Origin of the sequence: Pseudomonas sp. 30_B, assembly GCF_017491605.1 — a bacterium.
In the GTDB taxonomy this organism is placed as follows: domain Bacteria; phylum Pseudomonadota; class Gammaproteobacteria; order Pseudomonadales; family Pseudomonadaceae; genus Pseudomonas.
Genome location: NZ_JAFGYY010000026.1, coordinates 39,280 through 57,840 on the forward strand (window position 1 = coordinate 39,280; position 18,561 = coordinate 57,840).

Sequence of the window (18,561 nt, forward strand, 5' to 3'; positions counted from 1 at the left end):
CTCAGTGGAAAACTTCGAACAGGCCAGCGGCACCCATGCCGCCACCGACGCACATGGTCACCACCACGTACTTCACTAGGCGTCGACGGCCTTCCAGCAGGGCGTGGCCGACCATGCGGGCGCCGCTCATGCCGTAGGGATGGCCGATGGCGATGGCGCCGCCATTGACGTTCAACCGCTGGTCATCGATGCCCAGCCGGTCGCGGCAGTACAGGACCTGGCAGGCGAAAGCCTCGTTGAGCTCCCACAGGCCGATATCGTCCACCGTCAGGCCGTGCTGGCGGAGCAGCTTGGGCACCGCCAGCACCGGGCCAATGCCCATTTCCTCCGGCGCCAGGCCCGCCACGGCGATACCGCGATAGGCGCCCAGCGGCTCCAGGTTGCGCTGTTCGGCCAGGCGGCCGTCCATCAGCACACAGGCGCTGGCGCCATCGGACAACTGGCTGGCGTTGCCGGCGGTGATGCAGCCGCCCTCGATTACAGGCTTGAGGGCCTGGAGGTCTTCGAGGCGGGTCTGCGGGCGGTTGCCTTCGTCGCGGTCGAGGACCAGCGATTCGTAGCTGATCTGGCCACTGGCCTTGTCGGTGACCGCGCGGGTGACCTGCACCGGCACTATCTCGCCGGCGAAGCGCCCGGCTTGCTGGGCGGCGGCGGTGCGCTGCTGGGATTGCAGCGAGTAGGCGTCCTGCTCTTCGCGGCCGATGCCGTAGCGCCGGGCCACCAGTTCGGCGGTCTGCAGCATGGGCATGTAGGCCAGCTCGGCATGCCGCAGCACCAGCGGGTCCTGCTCGCTCATGGCCCATTCCATGTGGCGGCTCTGCACCCGGCTGATCTGTTCCTGGCCGGCGCCGATGGTCACCTGCATGCCGTCGACCATGATCTGCTTGGCGGCGGTGGCGATCGCCATCAGCCCGGAGGCGCACTGGCGGTCCAGGGTCTGGCCGCTGACCGACAGCGGCAGGCCGGAAGCGAGCGCGCTCATGCGCCCGAGGTTCCAGCCGGCGGTGCCGGCGGGCATCGCGGTGCCCATCACCAGATCGTCGATTTCCGCCGCTTCGATGCCGGCGCGCTCGACGGCCGCGCGGATGGCGAAGGCCGCCATGCTCGGCGAGGTGGTGTGGTTGAAGGCGCCGCGGAAGGCCTTGCCGATCGGCGTGCGCGCGGTGGAGAGAATGACGGCTTCTTTCATGTCCTGTTCCTTGCGTCAGAGGCGTTCGATACGGCTGCGGCCGGCGGCGACCAGGCGTTCCAGCAGCGGCGCCGGCTGGAACCACATGGCCCCGTAGTCGCTCAGGCTGTCGCGGTAATGGCGGATGCGCTCCAGCACCAGGGGCAGGCCGAGGGTTTCGGCGTAATGCATCGGGCCGCCGCGCCAGGCGGGGAATCCGTAGCCGTTGATCCACACCAGGTCGATGTCTCCGCTGCGCAGGGCGATGCCGTCGTCCAGCAACTGGATGCCTTCGTTGATCAGCATGAACAGGCAGCGGTCGTGGATTTCCTCATCGCTGATCGGCCGCCGGGCGATGCCCAGGTCCCCGGCGATGCGCTCGGCGAGGGCGACGACCTGCGGATCGTCGCGGCGTTCACGGCCCTCGTAGAGGTAGTAGCCGCGGCTGGTCTTCTGCCCGTAGCGACCCAGGGCGTACAGCTCGTCGGCCAGCTTGCAGTAGCTGGGGTCGTGGGCGATGGCGTCGCGTCGCGACTCGCGGATCAGGTAGCTGACGTCGATGCCGGCGAGGTCGTGCATGGCGACGACGCCCATCGCCAGGCCCAGGCGGGTCAGCACGCCGTCGATCTGCGCCGGGGTGGCGCCTTCCAGCAGCAGGCGGTGCGCCTCGCGGGAGTAGGGCTCGAGCATGCGGTTGCCGATAAAGCCGAAGCACACGCCGGATACCACCGGCACCTTGCCGATGCGCCGGGCGACCTTCAGGGTGGTGGCCAGCACCTCGGGCGCGGTCTTTTCCGCACGCACCACTTCCAGCAGGCGCATCACGTTGGCGGGGCTGAAGAAGTGCAGGCCGAGGACGTCCTGTGGACGCCGGGTCACCGCGGCGATGGCGTCGACATCCAGGGTGGAGGTGTTGCTGGCCAGGATCGCCCCCGGCTTGCATACCTCGTCCAGGGTGCGGAATACCTGCTGCTTGATCGGCAGGCTCTCGAACACCGCCTCGATGACCAGGTCGGCCTCGGCCAGGTCGGCATACTCCAGCGTGCCGCGCAGCAGCGCCATGCGCTGCTCCAGCTGCTCGGCGGAAAGCTTGCCGCGCTGTACGCTGATCTCGTAGTTGCGGCGGATCTGCGCCAGACCGCGCTGCAGGGCTTCAGCCTTGAGTTCCAGCAGCGTCACCGGGATGCCGGCATTGGCGAAGTTCATGGCGATGCCGCCGCCCATGGTGCCGGCGCCGATCACCGCGACCTTGTCGATCACGCGCAGGGGCGTGGCGGCGGTGATGCCCGGCAGCTTGCCGCAGTCGCGTTCGGCGAAGAACACATGGCGCAGCGCGCCGGATTCCGCCGAGGCTTCGGCCGCCTTGAACAGCTCGCCCTCGCGACGCAGCCCTTGCTCCAGCGGCAGGGTGCAGGCGGCTTCCAGCGCGGCCAGGGCGCGCAGGGGCGCCTGCTGGGTCTTCCACTGTTTGTGCCGGGCCTGCCGGTAGTCGTTCAGGTAGCCGGCCGGAGCCGATGCGCCCGGCTGTTCCCAGCGCCAGGCGGGGCGAGCGGGGGCGCCTTCGGCCAGCAGTTCGCGGGCGTAGTCCAGCGCCTGTTCGAGCAGGTCGCCGTCGCCGGCGACGCGGTCCAGCAGGCCGAGGGCGAGGGCCCGGGCGGCGCTCAGCGGCTCGCCGCCAAGGATCATGTCGGTCGCCGCCTCGATGCCGATCAGCCGGGGCAGGCGCTGAGTACCGCCGGCGCCGGGCAGCAGGCCCAGCTTGATCTCCGGCAACCCCAACCGGGCGCCGTTCTGGGCGATGCGGTAGCCGCAGGCCAGCGCCAGCTCCAGCCCGCCACCCAGGGCCACCCCGCCGATGGCTGCGATCAGCGGTTTGTCGAGTTGCGTCAGGCGCAGCAGCAGGCCCGGCAGGTCGTGGCTGGCGAAGGAAGCCGGCGTGGCGAGTTCGCCGAAGTCGGCGCCCGCACTGAAGGGCCGGCCATCGCCGAACAGCACGATGACGCGTACCGAGGCGTCCGCCGCGGCGTGTTCCACGGCCTGCAGCAGCTGCGCGCGCAGGGGCTGGCCGAGGGCATTGACCGGGCCGTGGGCGAGGCCCACCAGGGCGATTTCGCCTTGCTGCCGGTAGTGAATGAGTTCAGTCATGTCGATAGCTCCCGATAGGTGCGCGGTTCTGCTCAGAACCAGGCGTCCTGCATGTCCAGGGCAAGGCTGTCGCCCGCCATCAGTAGTCGTGCCATGCCGTCCAGCGGCGCGAGTTCCCAGGCCATGAAGTACTCGGCGGCCTGCAGCTTGCCCCGGTAGAAAGCCGCTTCGTCGCCGGCGGCGCCTTCGGTCAGCGCGGCACCGGCCACCAGGGCCTGGCGCAGCCAGGTCCAGCCGACCACCACGCGGCCGAACAGGTCGAGGTAGACGCTGGCATTGGCCAGGCCACGGGTCGCGTCCGCGTCGACCTGGCCGCGCAGCTCCTGGGTGACTCGATCCAGCAGGTCCAGGGCATCGCCCAGCGCAGCCGCCAGCGTGGCGCAACGGGCGCCGTCGGCGGCATGCAACAGGCAGCGGCGAACCTCGGCGAGGAACAGCCGGTAGCCGTCGCCGCCGCGCGGGCCCAGCTTGCGGCCCAGCAGGTCGATGGCCTGGATGCCTTCGGTGCCCTCGTGGATGGGGTTCAGGCGGTTGTCGCGGTATAGCTGCTCCAGCGGGTATTCGCGGGTATAGCCGGCACCGCCGAGTATCTGGATGCCGAGGTCCGAGGCGATCAGGCCATAGCGCGAGGGGTAGGACTTCACCACCGGCGTCAGCAGGTCCAGCAGCTCGGCGGCGTCGCGGCGTTGCTGCGGACTCGGTGCGGTATGGCTGTCCTCCACCAGGCTGCTGGCGTACAGGCACAGGCTCAAGCTGCCTTCGGCGTAGACCTTCTGCTGCAGGAGCATGCGCCGCACGTCGGCATGCTCGATGATCGGTACCTGCGGCGAGGACGGGTCCTTGCTCGCGGGCAGGCGCCCCTGGGGGCGCTGGCGGGCATAGTCCAGCGCATGGACGAAGCTCTGGTAGCCCAGCGCGGCGGCGCCCAGGCCGACGCCGACGCGGGCCTCGTTCATCATCTGGAACATGTAGCCGAGGCCCTGGTGGGCCTCGCCGATCAAATAGCCGACGGCGCCGTCGCGCTCGCCGAAGTTGAGCACGGTGGAGGTGGTGTTGCGGTAGCCCATCTTGTGCAGCAGGCCGGCGAGCGACACGTCGTTGCGCCCGCCGCAGCTGCCGTCGGCATTCACCAGGCGCTTGGGCACCAGGAACAGCGAGATGCCGCGGGTGCCGGCCGGCGCGCCCTCGATGCGGGCCAGGACCATGTGCACGATGTTCTCGGTGAGCTCGTGGTCGCCGCCGGAAATGAACATCTTCTGCCCGAAGATACGGTAGGTGCCATCGCCCGCCAGGCGCGCGCTGGTGCGCAGATCGCCCAGCGCCGAACCCTGGCCCGGTTCGGTCAGCGCCATGGTGCCGCTGAAACGCCCGGCCAGCATCGCCGGCAGGAAGCGCGCCTTGAGCTTGTCGCTGGCGAAGCTCTTGACCAGGTTGGTGGCGCCGATGCTGAGGAAGGAATAGCCCAGGGTGGCGATGTTGGCCGCATTGAAATAGGCCATGCAAGCGCGCAGCACGACCTCGGGCAGTTGCAGGCCGCCATCGGCATGGTCGTGGTGGGCGGCCAGGAAGCCCGCTTCGGCGAAGGCGTCCCAGGCCTGCTGGGTTTCCGGGATCAGGTGTACGCGTTCACCGTCGAAGGTGGGTTCATGCTCGTCCCCCTTGCGGTTGTGCGGCGCGAAATAATCGGCGGCGAGCTGACGGGCGGTTTCCAGAGTGGCATCGAACACTGCGCGATCATGATCGGCGTAGCGCTGACGCTGGAGCAGGGACTGGGTGTCGAGCACTTCGTAGAGCTGGAAACGCAGGTCGCGTTCGTTGAGCAATGCACGGGTCATGCGCGGTCTCGTCGAGGTGATGCGAAGGGTGCTGGGAGCATAGGCGGACAGTCCGTTGCGGTATCCCACTCGACTGGAGTGGGGTGGGGGCGGGCGAGGAGTGGTTGAATGGCTGGCCAGGGGAGTGGGCGCGCCGGCGGACGTCGCGCCTGTGTGGTAGTCCCGTTCCTGATGTGCCCGCGCTCCCTGCCGATGCTCCGTATGGACAGTCCCGGTGCCCTTCATCACTATGCGGGGGCTGCTCCGTCCGTCCCGGCGGTCGGGCCGGAGAACAATACCCAGATGACGGCCATACCCATGCTCAGTACCAAGTTTGCCCCGCCCCGGGTGAGCCCCGGCGCGGTAATCCGCGAGGATCTGCTCAGCCGCCTGCAAGCCGCCGGCGAGAGCCGCCTGTTCCTGGTCATCGGCGGCGCCGGGTTCGGCAAGTCGACCCTGCTGGCACAGTGGCGGCAAGCGCTGGTCAAGGGCGGGGCCACGGTGGCCTGGATGTCGGTGACGCCCGACGACGGGGAGGTCGAAACCTTCGTTTCCCATCTGGGCGGCGCCCTGCGCCATGCCGGGGTGGCCATCCCGGCGGAGCCGGGGAGTGGCATCGACGGTGATCCGCATTTCCTGGTATCGCCGTTGATCAATGCGCTGATGGAGTGGGGGGATGAGGTCTATCTGCTGCTCGACGACTTCCATCAGGCGGAAACGGCTTCCGTACTTCCCGTCGTCCAGGCGCTGATCGATCACGCACCGGCCAACCTGCATCTGGTACTGGCCTCGCGGCGGGACCCGCCCCTGTTGCTCGGTCGCTGGCGCGCCAAGGGCGAGCTTTGTGAGATCGGCAGCGACGGATTGGGTTTCGATCTCGCGGAGGCCCACGCCTTCCTCAAGGCCTACCTGGACCCGGCGATCGCCATGGACACCGCCCATCGTCTGCATGGCCAGGCGGACGGCTGGCCCATCGGTCTGCAACTGCTGTCCCTGTCGATGAAGGCCAATCCCCGGCGCAAGGACCACGCCGTTGCGCTGCAGCCCGGTGCTCCGGGGCTGTCGGAATACCTGGCCGAAGACGTGCTGGCGGGGTTGCCCGTCGACCTGCTGGAGTTTCTCCAGCAGATTTCCATCCTGCGCCGCTACAACCTCGATGTGGCACGCTATGTCACCCAGTCGGAGCACACCGAGCAGTTCATCCGCTACATCGAAGAGAGCAACCTCTTCGTGCAGGCGGTGGACATTCCCGGTGAGGCCCAGTGGTACCGCTTCCACCCGATGTTCCAGGAGTTCCTCGCTCAGCGCCTGCGAGCCTCCGGCGCTGACCTGGCCCATCTGCACCAGCGCGCCTCGGCCTGGTTCGAGGAGGGCGGACTGGTGGGCGACGCCGTGCAGCACGCACTGGCGACGGATGACCTCGACTACCTGGTGGCATTGCTGGAGCGGGTACAGCCGCCGCAGAAGAACGTCAGCCACCTGAGCCAGTTCGTCCGTTGGCTGCAGCGCGTTCCACTGGAGCGGCTCTCCCGCCATCCGGCGTTGCTGCTGCTCGGTGCCTGGGGAGCGGTGATGACCGTGCGTACCGCCCAGGCCGAAGAATGGCTGGCACGTTTCGAGGAGCTGCCCGATGCCGTGGAGAGCCGGCACCAGGTGCTGCTCCTGCGCGCGGCGCTGGCGACCCAGCGGGACGACGCTGCCCTGTGCGCACAGTTGCTGACCCCGATTGCCGAGGCACCGCTGAACAACGTCTTCCTCGAGCAGGTGCGCGCCAGCCTCTACGTGCCAGCCTTGAGTAGCCTGGGGCAGCACGCGGCCGCCCGGCGCTACCTGAATTCCGCGGCCGCGCGTGCTTCTCGCGGAAGCACCCATGAGATGGCGCTCATCGGTGCGCTGTCCACCGCGCTCGTGGCGCTGTTCGAGGGGCAGTTGCTGGAGCTGGAGCAGGTCGCCGCCGCCACGCTCGCCAAGGCCGAGCAGCGCCATGGCCGGCGCTCGGTCAGCGCTTGCCATTGTGCCGCGTTGCTGGCGTTCGCCTATTGCGAGTTCGGCCGTGACGAAGCAGCCCACGGGGCGCTGGCCAATCGCCTGGACATCCTGCACTTCTCGGTGCCGGAATACATGATCGTCGCGGCCCTGGCCCATGCGCGCCTGCAGCCGCGAGCGGCGGCAATGGAATACCTGCGCCAGCGCGAAGAGTATTTCCGCGAGCGAGAGCTGGACCGCTGTGCGGCGAACATGCTCGCCGAGCGGATTCGCCTGTTGCTGCTGGACGCCGACTGGCGACGGGCGGAAGGCCCGCTGATGGCCCTGGAGGACTTGCGCCAGGCCCATGTCACGACTCCGCAGCACGCCGAGGTGAGCGTATTGGCAGCGCTGGCCAAGGCCCGCCTGGTGCTGGTGCGAGGGCAGCCGGAGCTGGCGATCCAGGTGCTGGATTCCATACAGGGGCTGATCCGCGAATACGGCCGGGGTGCCTGGACAGTGACCAGCGCGATCCTCCGCTGCCTGGCGCTGGATCATCTGGGGCGCGATGACGAAGTGCTGGAATCCCTGCGTGAGGTGGTCCTGCAGGGTTACCGGATGGGCTTGTCGCGCACCTTCCTGGACGAAGGCGAGCCGTTGCGCCGCCTGCTGGTGAAATTGGGCAGCCTGGGCATGGAGGAGCTTGACCGCTATCTCTCCGCCTTGCTGTCACATACCACCGGTGCGCCGCTTGAAAAGGGCTCAAGTCCGGAACGGGGGCCCCTGGTCATCGATGCGCCGATGCTGACGCCCCGCGAACTGGAAATCCTCGCCTTGCTGGAGCAGTCGATGTCCAACAAGCGCATCGCCCTGGCGCTGAACCTGAGTTTGCAGACGGTGAAGTGGAACCTGCGCAACATCTTCGCCAAGCTCGGCATTTCCAGCCGCTACGAAGCCATTCTGTTCGCCAGGCGGCACGGGGGAAATCGCTGAGCGCTGGAGTCTTTCCAGTGAGAGCGCCGATCGCGGCATTGGCGCCCCTCGGCAGGGAGAGGCGCATCTGGCGCGCATCAAATCGATACCCCACTCCAGACGGGTGGAGGCCCGCTCCCGATAAATGCCTATCGTAGCCGCACAGGACAGGGAGCCTCAGGCCGCGCGCCTGCTCCAGGTCCTGCTTCGATAGCGTTCCCGTAGGAACCTTCGCCTTTTCCGTCATTGGAGACTTTTCGATGATTCGTCGTACGAGCCTGGTGCTCATCATCGGTCTTTTCCCTGGCCAGTCGGTATTTGCCGGGGTTACGCCAAAAGATCCTTCCGCTGTCACGATTGCCGCCCAGGCCAAGGTGCTCCAGGAGCTGCCCTTCAGTGACCGTAGCGATTTCGACCGGGTGGAGAAGGGCCTGATCAAGCGTCCGGAGAACCTGGTGATCAAGAACGAAGATGGCAGCATTGCCTGGCAACTGGCCAACTACGATTTCCTCAAATCCGGACAGCAGCCGGACAGCATCAACCCCAGTCTGTTGCGACAGGCCCGCCTGAACCTGAGTTACGGCCTGTTCAAGGTCGTCGATGGGATCTACCAGGTGCGTGGCTACGACCTGGCCAATATCACCTTCATCGAAGGCAATAGCGGCTGGATCGTCATCGATACCCTGACCACCCCGGCCACCGCCAAGGCAGCCTACGCACTGGTCAGCCAGGAACTGGGGCAGAAGCCGATTCGCGCGATCATCTACAGCCATGCCCATGCCGACCATTTCGGCGGGGTGAAGGGCCTGGTGACCCAGGAGCAGGTGGACAAGGGCGAGGTGCAGATCATCGCGCCCAAGGGTTTCATGGACGCCGCGATCAAGGAGAACGTGCTGGCCGGCAACGCCATGCTGCGTCGCGCCACATTCCAGTACGGCACGCTGCTGCCCAGGGGCGAGCGTGGGCAGGTCGACATGGCCATCGGCAAGGCCGCCGCGCGGGGCCCACTGTCGCTGATTGCGCCGACGCGCCTGATCGAAGGCGAGCTGCAGGAACTGGATGTCGATGGTGTTCCCATCACCTTCCAGAACACGCCGGGCACCGAGTCGCCCTCCGAGATGAACGTCTGGCTGCCGCAGCAGAAGGCCCTGCTGATGGCCGAGAACGTGGTCGGCACGCTGCACAACCTCTACACCCTGCGCGGCGCCGAGACCCGTGATGCGCTGGGCTGGAGCAAGTACATCAATGAAGCGTTGCATCGCTTCGGTGACAAGGCCGAGGTGCTGTTCGCCGTGCACAACTGGCCGCGCTGGGGGCACGACGACATCGTGCGCACCCTGGAAAAGCAGCGTGACCTGTACGGCTACTTGAACGACCAGACCCTGCACCTGGCCAACCAGGGCATCACCATCAGCCAGATTCACGAGCGCCTGAAAGTACCGCCGGAACTGGCCAACGAGTGGTTCAACCGGGGCTATCACGGCAGCGTCAGTCATAACGTGCGCGCGGTAGTGAACAAGTACCTGGGCTACTACGATGGCAACCCGGCGACCCTCAACCCGCTGGCGCCGGAGGATTCGGCGAAGAAGTACGTGGAGTTCATGGGCGGCGACGACCACCTGCTGCAACTGGCGAAGCAGTCCTACGACAAGGGCGAGTACCGCTGGGTGGTGGAGGTGGTCAACAAGCTGATCTTCGCCGATCCATCCAACCAGGCCGCGCGCAACCTGCAGGCCGACGCTCTGGAGCAGCTGGGTTACCAGTCGGAAAACGCCGGCTGGCGCAACAGCTACCTGGAAGCGGCGCAGGAACTGCGCAACGGCGTGCCGCGCAAGGCGCCGGGGGCGAAGATCACCAGCGCCGATGCGCTGACGGCGATGGACACCGGCCTGCTGTTCGACTACCTAGGCGTACGCCTGAACGCGCAGAAGGTCGAAGGCAAGGACATCAGCATCAACCTGATTCTGCCGGACCGGAACGAAAAGTACCTGCTGGAGCTGAAGAACTCGCACCTGAACAACATCAAGGGTGTGCAGAGCGACAAGGCGGGCCAGACGGTGACCATTGATCGTGCGGACCTGGACCGCCTGATCCTCAAGCAGGCCACCGGGGCTGATCTCGTCGCCCAGGGCCGCCTGAAGGTGTCCGGCAATCCCGGTTTGCTCAAGCAACTGTTCGAAATGGCGGATGAGTTCGACTTCTGGTTCGACATCGTGACGCCGGCCGGTCGCAACGGCTGATCCCAGCGCTTGGCAAGGGGGTGGCCGACCTTCGGGACGCCCCCTTGAGCGCACCCCACTCCCCTGGAGGGGGAGACCTGGCCCCTGCAATCGTCGGACAGTCTGCCTGGCACCGGGTGGCCAGACCTTTCGCGTCGAGCCGCTCCTTCTCTCCAGGCACTACGCGAGGGCTTCCATGCTGACCATGACGTTCAATACCACCCGTTCGATTCTCATCGAACCGGGCGCTTCCCGGCGGCTGGCCGAACATGTTCGCGGGCTGGGAGGGCGCAAGGCCCTGCTGGTGACGGATGCCGGGGTGGTTGCGGCGGGCCTGCTGGATGCTGTGCTCGCCGGATTCCAGGGCAGCGGCGTCGAAGTCGAGCTGTTCACCGAGGTCGTGGCGGACCCATCGGAAGCGGTGATCCTGGCCGCCTTACGGACGGCGCGGGCATGCGCCGCCGACTGTGTGATCGGCTTCGGCGGCGGCAGTTCCCTGGACGCCGCCAAGCTCGCCGCACTGCTGGCCTGCAGCGGCGAGTCGCTGGCCGAGGTCTATGGCGCCAATCTCTGCAAGGGGCCGCGCCTGCCGCTGATTCTTGTGCCGACCACGGCTGGCACTGGTTCCGAAGTCACCGCCGTCTCGGTGGTGACGACCGACGCCGGCAAGAACGTGGTGGTCTCTCCGTTGCTGCTGCCTGACCTGGCGCTGCTCGACGCCGAACTGACGTTGAACCTGCCCGTGCCGGTGACCGCGGCCACCGGTATCGACGCCATGGTCCACGCGGTCGAGGCGTATACCACCCGTCACCTGAAGAATCCGATCTCCGACTGCCTGGCGCGAGAGGCGTTGCGCCTGCTTTCCAGCGACCTGCAGCGTGTCTGCGATAACGGCCATGACGTTGAGGCTCGCGGCCGCATGCTGCTCGGTGCCTGCCTTGCCGGCATGGCGTTCGCCAATGCCCCGGTGGCGGCAGTTCATGCGCTGGCCTATCCGTTGGGAGCGCGCTTCCACATCCCGCACGGTCTGTCCAACGCATTGGTGCTGGGGCCGGTACTGCGCTTCAACCTGTCCGTGGCCGCTCCGCTCTATGCCGAATTGACGGACATCGTGCTGCCGGGGATTGTCGGCGATACCCAGACCAAGGCCCGCGCCCTGGCCGATCACCTGGGCGCTCTGGCCGGCACGCTGCAGTTGCCGACCCGCTTGAGCCAGCTGGGCATCACCGAGCGAGACATCGAATCCCTCGCACAGGACGGTTTCAAGCAGCAGCGGCTGCTGGGCAACAACCCCCGGGAAATGGGGCTGGCCGACATTCGTGCGATCCATGAGGAAATCCTGTGAGCGAGAAGGCACGGCGCCCGCGGCGGAGCGATTTCCGCCGCTTCTATCCGATCACCACCCGCTGGGGTGACCACGACTCCTACGGCCACGTGAACAATGTGGTCTACCACTCCTACTACGAATCGGCGGTGAGTCGCTTCCTGGTGGAGGAGGGGACGCTGGATATCGCCAGCAGTCCGGTAATCGGGCTGATCGCCGAGAACTGTTGCACTTATTTCTCCTCGATCAACTTTCCCGACCGCATCAGTGTCGGCGTCCGTATCGCCCGACTGGGCAACAGCAGCTTGCGATACGAACTGGCGGTATTCCGTGACGAGGAGGAGGAGGCTTCGGCGGCCGGCTATATCGTCTATGTCTACGTGGACCGCGCAAGCAACCGGCCTTCGCCGATTCCGGAGGCAGTCCGCAGGGTGTTCCTGCAATTGCTCGACTGAACCGTTACTGCTCACGGCGCAATCCGCCAAGGAATGCCTGATCGTCGCGCTGCTCACCAGCCGGAATATCTCCGGCTGGTGAGCAGGCTCATGTGGTTGTTACGGCCCAGGTGATGGCACCGGCGTTGATCGCCGTGAACGCCAGAGCGATGAGGAAGACCGCGTCGGCGATGTGCATCATCACCCGGCCGCGCCGCGTGCGGTGAGCACGCAGGCTCCAGTAGGAACAGAACGCGGATGTCAGATAGAACATCAGGTTGACCGCGACCAGGTCGTCGATGATCAGGTCCTCCTGACGCAGGGTGATGACTACACGGATGATCCCGATGACCGTCAGACAGACTCCGACCATGGTGGCCGAGACGGAGAAGATGTGGACACAGATGTCATCGTCCAGCGAGGGTGTTTCCGGGTTGCTCATGGCAGGGTACCCCTGGATGCGAGGCAAGCGGGCGTTACGCTAGCCATTTCATGTTCGGGCGCACTTAAGACAGCGTGGCACAGCTCATGGTAGAACTGACGCCCCGCTGACCGTCGACGAATGACCCGCATGATCGAATTCAACAACGTCACCGCCTACCAGCAGCAGACCCGCGTGCTGGATGGTTTTTCCCTGCACATTGGCGAAGGCGAGAAAGTCGCCATCCTCGGCCCCAACGGCGCCGGCAAGAGCACGCTGCTCAAGCTGATCAGCCGCGAGCTCTACCCAGTGGTTCGCGAAGGCAGCTCGCTGAGCCTGTTTGGCCTGCAGAACGTCACCCTCTGGGACCTGCGCAGCCGTATCGGTTTTGTCTCCCAGGACCTGCAGGAAGACTACACACCCTTCACCCAGGCGCTGGATGTGGTGATTTCCGGCTTCTTCGGCGCCATTGGTAGCCACGGCCACCTGCAACCTTCGCCGGAGCAGGTCGAGAAGGCTCGCGCACTGCTTGCCACCGTAGAGATGGAAGGCTTTGCGGATCGCATGTTCCAACGCCTGTCGACAGGCCAGAAGCGCCGGTTGCTGCTGGCTCGCGCGTTGGTCCATGAACCCCGCGCGTTGATCCTCGATGAGCCGGCCAACGGCCTGGACATGGGCGCAAGCCAGCAGATGCTCACGCTGCTGCGGCGCTTCTGTGGCGCGGAGCACGCGATGATCATCACCACACACCATATCGACGAGATCATCCCGGAGATCGAGCGTGTGGTCCTGATTGCGCAGGGCAAGGTGGTGGCTGACGGGCCGAAGGCGGAAATCCTAACCAGCGAGCATCTGTCCGCGCTGTACCACGTGCCGTTGAAAGTCACCGAACAGGATGGCTGGTATCGCTGCTGGCATGCCTGATGGCAGGAGCGGGCTTCCTCCGTGGTTGGCTTCGTGCCGCGCCATACGGTTCGCGAGCAAGCTCGCTCCTACGAAAAGCGTGACGGTGCCTGACTGTAGGAGCGAGCTTGCTCGCGAACCCGAGATGGAAACGGATTAACCGGCGGAATCGCGAGCCGGCATTGCACCGGACTAACCGTTATCGAACTCCCAGACCGCGCAGGTACTCCCACGGGTAGATACCCCGGTCGTGCCCATCGTCGAACACCAGCTGAACGCCATAGCCTTGCAAGTTGATGGCCCGCAAGGTCACGGACGCCGACACCAGGTCGATGCGCCCCTGCAGCCGCGCCGCCCGGCACTGCGAGCAGGGGCAAGCCCCGCGTAGGCGGGCGAAGGCGATGCACTGTTCGACGCCATCGTCCCAGCGGATGCGCAATTCGCCATCGGCGCTGGAACGGTGCAGCGCGACTGGCGTGTTCATGCCGATTGCCCCAGTTGAGTCAGCGCGATGCGCACGGCCTTACGGACTTCCGGGTCACCGTCGTTTTCGGCGCTGCGCAACGCCACTACGGCATCCGCGCTACCTAGCTCGCCCAGGGCCAGTGCGGCCTCCTTGCGCAGGTTGCTGATGCCGTGGCCGAGCACGACCTTCAGTGCCTCCAGTGCTGGCAGGTAACGCAGCTTGCCCAGCGAACGGGCGGCGCGCAGGCGCACCTGCCAGAAGTCGTCTTCCAGTGCCCGCACCAGCGCTTCTCCCGCTTCCGGCAGGGCCAGTTTGCCAAGGGTGCCGGCGGCTTCCTCGCGCACCTGCCAAGCCGGGTCGGCCAGGGCCGCCTGCAGGGCCGGCAGCACGCTGGCGTCGATGGCCAGGCCGAGCGCGCCGGCAGCGGCGCGGCGGACTTCGGCATCCGGGTCGTCACGGGTCAGGCGCGCCAGGTGCGGCAGGGCGTCGGTGCGCTTGAGCCAGCCGAGGATGCCCACGGCTTCGCGGCGTACGCCGGCGTCGCTGTCTTCCAGCGCATTAAGGGCCGGTTCGGCGGCGTCTTCCAGGCGCAGTTCGCGCAGGGCGCGCAGGGCGCTGCGGCGGACGAAGATGTCGGCATGGGTCGCCCACGGCAGCAGGCGCGCGCCGGCCTCGGCGGTCTTCAGCTCGCTCAGGCTCTGGGCGGCGGCTTCGCGCACGTCGTCGTCGGTGTCGGCCAGGGCCTGGCAGAGGGCGTCCACCACCTCGGGATCTTCCCAGGCTTCGAGCAGGCGCGCGGCCTCGGCGCGGACGCTGGCGGCGTCGTCATGATTCAGCGCATGGGCCAGCCAGGGCAGGCCGTCGGGCTCTTCCAGGTCCGCCAGCTCGATCAGGGCGATGCGGCGCACGCCGGCGTCGGCGTCCTGCAGGCGCGGTTGCAGGTCGAGGATGTCGGGGTTGTCGGTGCTCAGATTGAAATAGGTCATATGGCGAATCGCGGTATCCGTTGTTGGGTGGGCAGGCCCAGTGGCGTCAGGCGTGGCAACTGGCGGCCGTCTTCGTGGCGCAGCAGTTCCAGGCAGTGGCGCTTGAGCCGGGAGAATTCCGGGGTGGTGAGCAGGTCGGCGTGGCGCGGCCGCGGGAAGTCGAGGCGGATGTCTTCGAGGATGCGTCCGGGGCGCGGGCTCATCACCAGGATGCGGTCGGCGAGGAACAGCGCCTCGTCGATGTCGTGAGTGATGAACAGTACGCTGGTGCGCAGGCGCGTCCAGATGTCCAGCAGCAGCTCCTGCATCATCATCCGCGTCTGCGCGTCGAGGGCGCCGAAAGGTTCGTCCATCAGCAGCAGGCGCGGCTGGTTGATCAGCACGCGGGCGATTTCCACGCGTTGCTGCATGCCGCCGGAGAGCTGCGATGGCCAGCGATGGGCGAAGCCGTCCAGGCCCACCAGCTGGAGCATGTCGTCCGCCTGGCGATGGCGCTCGGCGCGGGGCACGCCGCGCATCTTCAGGCCGAAGGCGACGTTGTCGCGCACGCGCCGCCAGGGCAGCAGGGTGTGGTGCTGGAACACCATGCCGCGCTCGGGGGAGGGGCCGGCGACGGTCTGACCGTCTACTTCCAGCAGGCCGGCGCTGGGCGCCAGGTGCCCGGCCAGGGCGCCGAGCAGGGTGGACTTGCCGCAGCCGGAGGGACCGAGCACACAGACGAACTCGCCCGGCTCGATGGCGAAACTCAGGGAGTGCACGGCCTCGAAGGCATCGCGGCCGCTGCCCAGGTGGATCGACAGGCCGTCGACGCGCACGCGCCCCGGAGCACTGGCGGGCAGGGTCATGGCTTGCCTCCGGTCTGGCGCTGCCAGGGTGTGACGAAGGCGCCCAGTTGGCGTACCAGCAGACTGCTGGCCATGCCGAGTACGCCGATCAGCAGCATGCCGACGACGATGTCGGGGTAGTTCTGCAAGGTGTAGGACTCCCAGGTGTAGTAGCCGATGCCCCATTGCCCGGAGATCATCTCGGCGGTCACCAGGCAGAACCATGAGGTGCCCATGCCGATGGCCAGCCCGGTGACGATGCTCGGCGTCGCGCTCGGCAATACCACTTCGCGCAGCAACGCCAGGCGGCCCGCGCCCAGGCTGCGGGCGGAGGCGAGCAGGCGTGGATCGACCGCCTCCACGCCGTGGATGGTGCTGAGCAGGATGGGGAACAGCGCGCCGGTGAAGGTGATGAAGATCATCGACAGCTCGGAGCTGGGGAACATCAGGATCGCCAGCGGAATCCACGCCACCGCGGGGATCGGCCGCAGCACTTCCAGCGGCGGCAGCAGGCTGTCCCGCGCCCAGCGGCCGCGGCCGATGATCAATCCCAGGAGGATGCCGGCGACGGCCGCGAGCAGGTAGCCGGCGAGCACCCGCAGCAGGCTGCTGCCCAGATGACGGCCGAGCTTGCTCGATTGCGCGAGGTTCCACGCGGCTTCCAGCACGTCGCGCGGGCCGGGTACGTTGGCGAAGGTGACCACGCCGAGGTTCACATGGCGCGCACTGAGCAGCTGCCAGAGCGCGAGGCAGGCCAGCAGCGAGGCCAGGCGCAGGCTCCAGCGGGTGAGGGTGGTGCTGTTCATCGGTTTGTCTCCGCAGCCCCGGCGGTTGAGCGCCGGGGCTGGTCTCCAGGGTTGGCTGCCGGTTCAGCGGCTGGCCACGGCCTGCTGGCTGGCGGCGGTGAAGTCGGCGACCTCGCCACCGTGCTGGCGGGCGAAGGCATCGGCCTGTTCGCGCAGCAGGAAGGCATCCAGCGAACCGTCCTTGCCGCGCACGAACCAGGCCTGCCCGGCGAGCAGCTTGATGCCGCTGTCGCTGGCCTGGGCGTATACCGCGCGGATGTCCTTGCCCTGTTGCTTGAGTTCGGCGAGCTGGCCCAGTGCCTCCTTGGCGGTGGCGTAGCTGCGCACCTTCGCCTCGCCGCGCACCCAGATCTGCGCGACCTTGCGGGTATCGCTGATCGGCTTGTCGGTCAGTGCGTCGTTGCCCAGCAGCGGCTGTTGCGTGTAGTTCTTCAACGCCTGCTCGTAGTCGGCTCCGGAGGCCTTGAAGGCGGCGCGGATGTAACGGTCGTCGACGAACTGCTCGACGTTCAGCCCGCGGTCGGCCTTTTTCAGCAGCTTCAGGGTGTCGATGGCGGTGGCCACGGCCTGGCGGTACTCCGGCTTCCAGGTCAGGTCGCGGGTCTGCAAGCCGAGCGGGCCGTGGAACAGGTAGTTCACTTCGGCCGGAATGCCGGCGACCTTCTCGATCAGCTCGCTGTATTTCTCAGGCTCCTTGGCCAGCAGCTGGTTGGCCTCGTAGGTTGCGCGCAGGTAGGCCTCGACGATTTCCGGGTACTTCTGCGCGTAGTCGGCTTCCACCAGCGCACCGTGGAAGGTCGGCGCCTTGGCCTGGGAGCCGTCGTAGATCTTGCGGGCGATGCCACGGCTTTCGAACAGCTCGGCGAAGGGTACGAAGTCGGCGTGGGCGGCGATCTTGTTGGCCTGCAGGGCGGAGCCGGCGACTTCCGGCGGCTGCGCGATGATGGTGACGTCCTTCTCCGGGTCCCAGCCCTGGGCGGCGATGGCGCGCAGCAGCAGGCCGTGGGCGGTGGAGGCGAAGGGCACGGAAATGGTCTGGCCCTTGAGTTCGGCCAGCGACTGCACCTTGGACTCGGCGGGCACGACGATGCCGTTGCCGCTGCCCTCGATGCTGCCCGAGAGCACGCTGATGAACAGGCTGCGCTTGCCGGCGGCCTCGTGGGCGACGCCGTTGAGCGAGCCGGGGAAGTCGGCCATGGCGCCGAAGTCCAGCTTGCCGGCGAGCATCTCGTTGGTCAGCGGGGCGCCGCTGGTGAAGTTCTTCCACTGCACGTCGTACTGCGCGTCCTTGTACTGGCCATCGTGGGGCAGGTACTTGTCGAGCAGGCCGAGTTCGCGGATCAGCAGGCCGCCGGCGGCGCAGTTGATGGTGGTGTCCTGGGTGCCGATGGCGACGCGGATGGTTTCGCCGTGGGCAGTGATGCTGGCAATGGCGAGCGCGAGGCCGGCCAGGGTGGTGCGCAAGGTCATGGGGGTTCCCCTCGAATCATGAGTGTTGGAATCGTCTCCGCCGCAGGGCTTGCGGTGGGAAACGAGGGGCGGTGCATCAGGCGTCCGGTCGTTGGCCGGTTGCTTTTTTCTTTTCGTAGGAGCGAGGGGGGCGCCTAGCTCTTGCTCGCGAATGAAGGTCCGCTGTGGGGGCTGTTCGCGAGCAAGCTCGCTCCTACAGGGAAACTTCGTTGCGGAAACTCAACGCAGCAGGTACGGAATCTCGACCTTCACCGCGCCGGTCGGGCAGTCCTTCTCGCAGGGCATGCAGTACCAGCATTCGTCAAAGGCCATGTAGGCCTTCTGGGTGGCGGGGTTGATCGCCAGCAGGTCCATCGGGCAGACCTCGACGCAGACGGTGCAGCCCTTGTCGGCGATGCACTTGTCCTCGTCCACCGTCACCGGGGCGCTGGAGCGGAAGAAGATTTCCTGGGATTGGTAGGCCATTGCACGCGGTCCTCATGGTGTTGCTTGCCGGCCGTCGTGGCGGCGGGCTGGTTCTGTTCGGTGTTGCTGGGTGGTTCTGGTGCTCGGGTCTTCCCTCACCCCAGCCCTCTCCCAGTGGGAGAGGGGGCCGTTCGGTGATGGTGGAAAGCACTGAGTCAGCCAGCGAGCGCCGATCCATT

General features: G+C 66.9%; 15 protein-coding genes. 5 read left to right on the forward strand and 10 right to left on the reverse strand.

The features are described 5' to 3' along the window. Position 1: 1 nt before the first annotated feature. From J5M67_RS22950 to J5M67_RS22960, 3 genes are read right to left on the reverse strand one after another with little or no spacing between them, the layout of a single operon-like run. Positions 2–1,189, reverse strand: coding sequence for an acetyl-CoA C-acyltransferase (locus J5M67_RS22950; protein WP_207887619.1), 1,188 nt, complete (start codon positions 1,187–1,189; stop codon positions 2–4). A 15-nt stretch (positions 1,190–1,204) separates the two neighbouring features. After that, positions 1,205–3,313 (reverse strand): 3-hydroxyacyl-CoA dehydrogenase NAD-binding domain-containing protein, encoded by a 2,109-nt coding sequence (locus tag J5M67_RS22955; protein ID WP_207887620.1) that lies wholly within the window; start codon positions 3,311–3,313, stop codon positions 1,205–1,207. 32 nt (positions 3,314–3,345) lie between these two features. Beyond that, the gene (locus J5M67_RS22960) at positions 3,346–5,148 is read right to left on the reverse strand and encodes an acyl-CoA dehydrogenase (RefSeq protein WP_207887621.1); all 1,803 of its coding nucleotides are present in this window, start codon (positions 5,146–5,148) and stop codon (positions 3,346–3,348) included. A 297-nt stretch (positions 5,149–5,445) separates the two neighbouring features. On the opposite strand from J5M67_RS22960, the gene J5M67_RS22965 reads away from it, so the two are divergent. From J5M67_RS22965 to J5M67_RS22980, 4 genes are all read left to right on the forward strand, one after another. Beyond that, positions 5,446–8,085, forward strand: coding sequence for a LuxR C-terminal-related transcriptional regulator (locus tag J5M67_RS22965; RefSeq protein ID WP_207887622.1), 2,640 nt, complete (start codon positions 5,446–5,448; stop codon positions 8,083–8,085). Between the two features lie 239 nt (positions 8,086–8,324). Beyond that, the gene (locus tag J5M67_RS22970; protein ID WP_207887623.1) at positions 8,325–10,304 is read left to right on the forward strand and encodes an alkyl/aryl-sulfatase; all 1,980 of its coding nucleotides are present in this window, start codon (positions 8,325–8,327) and stop codon (positions 10,302–10,304) included. Positions 10,305–10,479: 175 nt separating this feature from the next. Then, positions 10,480–11,628, forward strand: a complete 1,149-nt coding sequence (locus tag J5M67_RS22975) for an iron-containing alcohol dehydrogenase (RefSeq protein ID WP_207887624.1) — start codon at positions 10,480–10,482, stop codon at positions 11,626–11,628. Beyond that, a complete protein-coding gene (locus J5M67_RS22980; protein ID WP_207887625.1) occupies positions 11,625–12,062 on the forward strand; it encodes a thioesterase family protein in 438 nt (145 codons plus the stop codon). Before J5M67_RS22975 ends, J5M67_RS22980 begins: the two co-directional genes overlap by 4 nt. Positions 12,063–12,150: 88 nt before the next feature. On the opposite strand, the gene J5M67_RS22985 is transcribed toward J5M67_RS22980, so the two are convergent. Continuing rightward, positions 12,151–12,483 carry a hypothetical protein gene (locus J5M67_RS22985; protein ID WP_207887626.1) on the reverse strand — a complete coding sequence of 111 codons (333 nt, stop codon included), beginning with the start codon at positions 12,481–12,483 and terminating at the stop codon, positions 12,151–12,153. Between the two features lie 129 nt (positions 12,484–12,612). On the opposite strand from J5M67_RS22985, the gene J5M67_RS22990 reads away from it, so the two are divergent. Continuing rightward, the gene (locus tag J5M67_RS22990) at positions 12,613–13,386 is read left to right on the forward strand and encodes an ABC transporter ATP-binding protein (protein ID WP_207887627.1); all 774 of its coding nucleotides are present in this window, start codon (positions 12,613–12,615) and stop codon (positions 13,384–13,386) included. A 178-nt stretch (positions 13,387–13,564) separates the two neighbouring features. Here the strand turns inward: J5M67_RS22990 and J5M67_RS22995 are convergent, their stop codons facing one another. The 6 genes from J5M67_RS22995 to J5M67_RS23020 form a co-directional block, all read right to left on the reverse strand. Then, positions 13,565–13,849 carry a gamma-butyrobetaine hydroxylase-like domain-containing protein gene (locus J5M67_RS22995; RefSeq protein ID WP_207887628.1) on the reverse strand — a complete coding sequence of 95 codons (285 nt, stop codon included), beginning with the start codon at positions 13,847–13,849 and terminating at the stop codon, positions 13,565–13,567. After that, positions 13,846–14,817: a HEAT repeat domain-containing protein gene (locus J5M67_RS23000; protein WP_207887629.1), complete on the reverse strand. Its 972-nt coding sequence runs from the start codon at positions 14,815–14,817 to the stop codon at positions 13,846–13,848. The genes J5M67_RS22995 and J5M67_RS23000 overlap by 4 nt, the downstream gene beginning before the upstream one ends. Next, positions 14,814–15,662 (reverse strand): ABC transporter ATP-binding protein, encoded by an 849-nt coding sequence (locus J5M67_RS23005; protein WP_207887630.1) that lies wholly within the window; start codon positions 15,660–15,662, stop codon positions 14,814–14,816. The genes J5M67_RS23000 and J5M67_RS23005 overlap by 4 nt, the downstream gene beginning before the upstream one ends. Beyond that, entirely contained in the window at positions 15,659–16,447 is a 789-nt protein-coding gene (locus J5M67_RS23010; protein ID WP_207887631.1) for an ABC transporter permease, read from the reverse strand. Before J5M67_RS23010 ends, J5M67_RS23005 begins: the two co-directional genes overlap by 4 nt. 63 nt (positions 16,448–16,510) lie before the next feature. Next, positions 16,511–17,917, reverse strand: coding sequence for an ABC transporter substrate-binding protein (locus J5M67_RS23015; protein ID WP_207887632.1), 1,407 nt, complete (start codon positions 17,915–17,917; stop codon positions 16,511–16,513). A gap of 219 nt (positions 17,918–18,136) precedes the next feature. Further along, positions 18,137–18,382 carry a ferredoxin family protein gene (locus tag J5M67_RS23020; protein WP_207887633.1) on the reverse strand — a complete coding sequence of 82 codons (246 nt, stop codon included), beginning with the start codon at positions 18,380–18,382 and terminating at the stop codon, positions 18,137–18,139. Between the last annotated feature and the right edge of the window lie 179 nt (positions 18,383–18,561).